The organism is Tolypothrix sp. VBCCA 56010 (genome assembly GCF_050875635.1).
Lineage (GTDB): Bacteria > Cyanobacteriota > Cyanobacteriia > Cyanobacteriales > Nostocaceae > Hassallia.
Genome location: NZ_JBPAOH010000263.1, coordinates 1 through 5,869, shown reverse-complemented (window position 1 = coordinate 5,869; position 5,869 = coordinate 1). Strand labels below are relative to the sequence as shown.

At 44.8% G+C, this 5,869-nt stretch carries 3 protein-coding genes and 1 pseudogene; 1 reads left to right on the top strand and 3 read right to left on the bottom strand.

The features are described from left to right. Positions 1–156 precede the first annotated feature (156 nt). Entirely contained in the window at positions 157–2,118 is a 1,962-nt protein-coding gene (locus AABK37_RS39940) for a ShlB/FhaC/HecB family hemolysin secretion/activation protein (RefSeq protein ID WP_432556933.1), read from the bottom strand. Positions 2,119–2,198: 80 nt separating this feature from the next. Here AABK37_RS39940 and AABK37_RS39935 point away from each other — a divergent pair, with 80 nt between their 5' ends. Further along, the gene (locus AABK37_RS39935) at positions 2,199–2,483 is read left to right on the top strand and encodes a hypothetical protein (RefSeq protein WP_432556932.1); all 285 of its coding nucleotides are present in this window, start codon (positions 2,199–2,201) and stop codon (positions 2,481–2,483) included. A gap of 29 nt (positions 2,484–2,512) precedes the next feature. Here AABK37_RS39935 and AABK37_RS39930 read toward each other — a convergent pair whose 3' ends face one another. Beyond that, positions 2,513–4,162 (bottom strand): hypothetical protein, encoded by a 1,650-nt coding sequence (locus AABK37_RS39930; RefSeq protein WP_432556931.1) that lies wholly within the window; start codon positions 4,160–4,162, stop codon positions 2,513–2,515. Beyond that, positions 4,147–5,869: pseudogene (locus AABK37_RS39925) on the bottom strand (beta strand repeat-containing protein); the annotation flags it as partial. The gene AABK37_RS39930 and the pseudogene AABK37_RS39925, both read right to left, overlap by 16 nt.

Sequence of the window (5,869 nt, the reverse complement as noted above, 5' to 3'; positions counted from 1 at the left end):
ACACATGATGATTATTTACAACTTGAAATTAATATACCACATTCGGGATATCTGAATATATTTGATGATTTTAGACTATATTTTGTTTAAAGTTTTACAATACTCTTTCCCCTTCCCCTTTCCCCTTTCCCCCTGCAAGAAAGCCCCCTGCCTTCTTTAAAATGGTTGCGTATAAACGACAGAAAAATACAAACCATCTTCTTGCAAAGAATTATTACGTGAATCTACAGAAACTAAAGGTATACCCCAATCAAAACGAGCATTGACTCTGTTGCTTTGCCACAATAACCCCAGTCCAGTTGAAGCGAGGTTATTAGGAGCTTCAGCAACCCCTGTACTAGTACCACCCGAACCAGTGCCAAAATCAACGAATGGAGTAATTTGTAGCACACCTCCCACTTGTGGAACGCGCAAAATTGGATATCTTAATTCGATAGAAGCTAAAAAGGCTTTATCGACTAGTAGCAAATCTTGACGATAACCGCGCACGGTGCGTTGACCTCCCAAACCAAACTGCTCTAAAGGTACTAATGCTCTGTCTGATAATTGAGCATCGGTACGGACTAAGAGTAATGTATCTGGAGCTAAAAGCCTTACCCACTGTCCTTGTCCTCGCCAGGAGAAAAATTGACCATCGGGTGCATTTGGATTAATGGTAGCATCGAAGGCATCGATACCAAAACTAAATTGCGATCGCGCTGCCAATACTTGTCGGCTATTGCGTTGAGTCCAATCTTGAAAAAAGCGTAATATTGATAAGCGCGTCTCTCCATTCTTAGCACCGGGAGAAGGAAATGCGATTCTTTCACCGATGAGAGATTCTAAGAAACCAACATCACTTTCCCGACGAGATGCAGTTACTCCCAAAGCAAATTCTTCGTTGGGGGTTTGCACTATCGGTTGACGCAATGTGATGGAAAAGTCTTGTGATGTTCCCTGGATATCTAAATTGTCGAACGGTTCTTCAATTACACGGCTATTTGTGTAATTGTAGCTAAATTGCAGCGTTCCATTATAAGCATTTATCGGCAGAGTGTAACTTGCCTCAACATCGTTGCTACCATCAGTGTTGGCGTAAGCAACATTTAAATTATCTCCCAATCCCAACAAGTTAGCTTCGTTGAGTTGAATTTGCCGCTGAAAGCTGCCAATACTGGGGGAACGATTATTATCTAAACTAATTTCCGCCGTGAATGTCTTTGTCTCGCTGGCTCTGACAACTAATATACTACTACCAGCATTTGCCCCCGCTGCCAGTTCCGCAGAGATATTTTTAATCAGGGGATTGAGTTGAAGCAGTTGCAGCGCTCGTAAAAGTTTATTTACGTTCAGGGGTTTGCGAGTAGCTACGGCAAGACGACTGCGGACATAATTCGGGTTAAGTCGCTTTAGACCGCTAACTTGGATGCTTTCCAAACCACCTTCGACAACTTGAATGGTGATAATACTTCCCCTACTTCTAAAGGTTTGGTTAGCGGGGATGAAGGCGCCGGAGGTAATGTAACCTTTATCGCGGTATAGTTTAGTAACTGCTTCCGAAGCTTGTAGTAGTTGAGCAAAGGTAATCGATTTATTGATAAAGTCTTTGGTAACTTCCGCTAATTCTTGAGGGCTGAAGACAGTACTGCCAACTACGTTAAAGCGATCGACTCTAATAGTTCCGGAAAACTGATTGGGAATTACTTCTGGAGTAGTCGGCGTAGGTGGTACAGGCGAAGGAAATAACTCTTCTGGTGGCGGGATTGGCGGAATCTTTTCTGGTACAATCGGCGGATTGTCTTCGTCTGGTCGGCGAAATATATCTGGTGTAACCGTGGGATTATTCTGGTTTCGTTGGCGGAATGTATCTGGTGGTAGTTGTTGTGGTGGTGGGTTTTGGGCAGTTTCAATTGGCTGGAGAAGTTCAGCCATATTTACTGATGCTGGTGGGAACAGCACAGAAATTGCATCTAACTCTGAAATCTCCTCAGGTTGAATCTGAGTACTTTGGGCTTCGGGTGTGGTATTATCTACTGTGGTTTGTGCCAAAACACTGTTTGCTACTGATAAACCTTCTACCTCCACCAAAATCATCAATAATCCCAATCGAATACATAGCTGTTTCCAAGCCTGAGTCATTGAGAGTCACCTCTCTAAAAGTACTTCTGTAATTTCACGTATTGATTTCACTATATGCGAATTTATACGGGCAATCTTCTTTGTTAACTTTCACAGTATATTCCCTTATAAAAGGAATTTTTGTTAAATCTTTTGAAAAATCATTCTTTTGGGAGGCGATCGCCTCTAAAGAAACATTTAACATTAACGTTTATGACTTATTGCACCACGCGCCCTCAGTAGAGACGTTCCACTGGAACGTCTCTACAATTTGTCGCAACGTCTCTACAATTCGCCGTCACGTCTCTACAATTCGCCGTCACGTCTCTACAATCGTGTGGCAGATGGAAAAATCGTTATGCGAAAGCTGTAGGTGCAAGATGTAAAATTTCTTAAAGCGAGTTTTTTCAACTTTTCAATTTGAGCTTGACAAATTACCCGCACAGGTAGCAGCACCGAAATCCTGAGGAGCAGTATTGGGTGCATGAGAAATCAGCGTTACTTCGCCCTTGTTGTTAAATATCCAACCAGTAGCAGGTACGATCGCAACTGAAGAACGGGGAACAAACTTGCCAGTGGCAGTTTTGAAGTCTTGCCTTTGTGTGGTAATTGCTGCCAAACGAGTATCAGACCACACCACATCACTGCTGAGAAAGTCGTCAGGACTAAGAGGTAAACCACCGCGTCCGGTAATCGTAAATTCGCTACCTTTTTTGCCAATAAAGGCATTACAGTTAGAGGCAATCAGCCCTGGTGAATTTACTACAACTGCGGGTAGGGCGATCAATCCTCGACTGGGGTCAATATCTGGGGTATTAATTTCGACGACACCAGCAACACCGAATCGGGAACTGGCAGTGATGTCACTTTGTAAAGTTGGTTGCGAACGGAACTGAATGCCATAAACGCCATTTGCTGTAATGTTTACTCTGCCACCTCTGCCACTGAAAGCATTAGCCAAGATGTCGCTATCTTCATTAGGTACAGCGATGATGAATGGTGTGTTGATGGTTATGTTGCCACCATTGCCACCGGCTTGAGCAGTACCCGCAGTAGTAGAAATTTGACTACCTCCGCGTAGCAGTAACAGGTCATTTGCTCTTAACAAAATATTTCCACCATTACCAGATGCTGTTTCAGCGATCAGCTTTCCTTGGTTGTCCAAGCGAATAGTGCCAGCCGTAATTTTTAATTCGCCTGCATCTCCTATTCCTTGGCTGTTTACAGTTACTTCAGCCCTATCCTTAACAATCAATTGCCCAGTCTCAATTGTCAAGTCTCCCGCCTTGCCAATGGCTCCCGGATTGACCGCAGCAGTCAAACGACTAGCATCCCCATTCACCGGAGATACACCAACAACTGACACCGAATCCTTAGCTTTGACAAAGATGCTGCCTGCATCTCCTTGTCCAAAGGTGCTGGCATTGAGTTGAGCACCATTCAAGAGAGAAAGCGATCGCGCATTAATATTAATGTCCCCACCTTTTCCTGTACCGGCAAATTCTAGTCCTGTTCCCACTAAGGTGAATACCCCACTAGTTACGCCAAAGGAGCCAATGCCATCAAAAGATACTGCACCACCAGCTTGAATCGCGATATTGCCTGCATTTCCTGTGCCAAATGTATCTGCTCGTACTAAAGAACCGTTGTTGATAGAAATGTTATCAAGTGTATTAATTTGGATATTCCCCGCATTGCCTGTACCAAGGGTGCTCGTAGCTACTTGGGCATTGTCAGATAATGAAAGCGATCGCGCTTGGATATTAATATCACCTCCATTGCCAATCCCTGAGTCTTTTACAGCGCTGAATATCGAGCTATTTCTTCCTGACAGCGAAACTGCATCAAGAGCGCGAATAGTTACACTACCAGCATCGCCTTGTCCGTTAGTCACAAAACCTATTCGGGCACCGTCAGATAATGAAAGCGATCGCGCTTGGATATTAATATCACCTGCATTGCCAATCCCTTCAGAATCTACTCCGCTGATACTTACAGTATATTCCCAGAAACTTTTATTTTTTGTTAAAAATGATGAAATACTAAAGTTCAGCGTCTTGGGCAAGTGTCATCATCAGACCCAAAACGCTCAGTAGTACTAACATTAGAAATCAGCGTTACTTCGCCTTTATTGTTAAATACCCAACCAGTAGCAGGTACGATCGCAATGCGCTCTGTTGTTTTGGGCGGAACTTTTGCAGTAGAAGTTGAGGTTCTCAAATCGGGACGCTTTAACGTCAAATTCGATACACGGTTTGCCGAAGCGAGATTACGGATATCTGACCACACCACATCACCGCTAAGGAAATCATCAGGGCTTATAGGTAAACCACCGCGTCCGGTGACGGTGAAGCTACTACCTTCTTTGCCTATAAAAGCATTACATGCCGAGGCAAGCAGTTCTGGTGAATTTACTACAAGCGCGGGTAGGGCGATTAATCCTCGACTGGGGTCAATATCTGGGGTATTAATTTCCACGACACCAGCAACACCTAATTGAGAACTAGCAGTGATGTCACTTTGTAAAGTTGGTTGGGCACGGGACTCAATTCCATATACACCTGTTGCAGTAATATCTACTCTGCCACCTCTGCCACTGAAAGCATTAGCCAAGATGTCGCTATTTTCATTAGGTACAGCGATGAGAAATGGCGTGTTGATAGTTATGTTGCCCCCATCACCCCCTGCTCGATCGTTACCCGCAGTCGCAGAAATTTGACTACCTCGACGCAAAAGTAACAAGTCTCTGGCTGTTAGGGAAATGTTTCCACCATTACCAAATGCAGTTGTTGCGCGGATAGCTGACTGGTTATCCAGTCGAATAGAGCTCGAGTCAATGTTTATCTCTCCCGCAGTTCCCTGTCCAATGCTGCTAACAATTAGTTGAGCGTTATTAGTCAGATTAAGCGACCCTGTGTTAATGACAATCTGTCCGCCATTTCCACTGGCTGACCCAAACACGGCGCTGCCTATACCATGAGGTTGTTTGTCGCTTGCTTGTCCATCCACAAATACTTGTTTGGCATCAATTGTTATAGTGCCTGCATTTCCCTTTGCCTCGGTATTGGCAACTATGTCAGCACCACCGGATACCGTTACCTTTGGTGCATTCAGGTTAATCGTGCCACCGTTGCCTGTGGCATCGCCCAACACTTGAGTACCCACACCCGTGCCTTGCCCATCTATCAACAGATTGGCGGCATCGATTGTTATAATACCTGCATTTCCTTGCGCCTCAGTATTGGCAACTATGTCAGCACCACCGGATACCGTCACTTTTGGTGCATTCAGGTTAATTGTGCCACCGTTGCCTGTGGCATTGCCCAACACTTGAGTACCCACACCCGTATCTTGCCCATCTATCAAAAGAGAATTGGCGGCATCAATTGTTATAGTACCTGCATTTCCCTGTCCGGAAGTATTGGCAATCAAAGCAGCACCATCAGATACCGTCACTGTTGGTGCATTCAGGTTAATTGTGCCACCGTTGCCTGTCGCATCGCCCAACACTTGGCTACCCAACGCCGTATTTCTCCCATCTATAGAAATATCATCGCTAGCGGTAATTGCAATACTGCCTGCATTTCCCTGTCCAAAAGTGTTTGCTGCCATGCGAACACCATCAGATACCGTCACTTTGGCAGCATTAATGGCAATTTTGCTACCGTCACCTCTGCCCTGTGAGTCGGCTATGATTGCGGCACTATCTGATATTCTTACTGTTGGTGCATTTAGACTAATCGTGCCACCGTTGCCCGCTGCATCAGGAAAC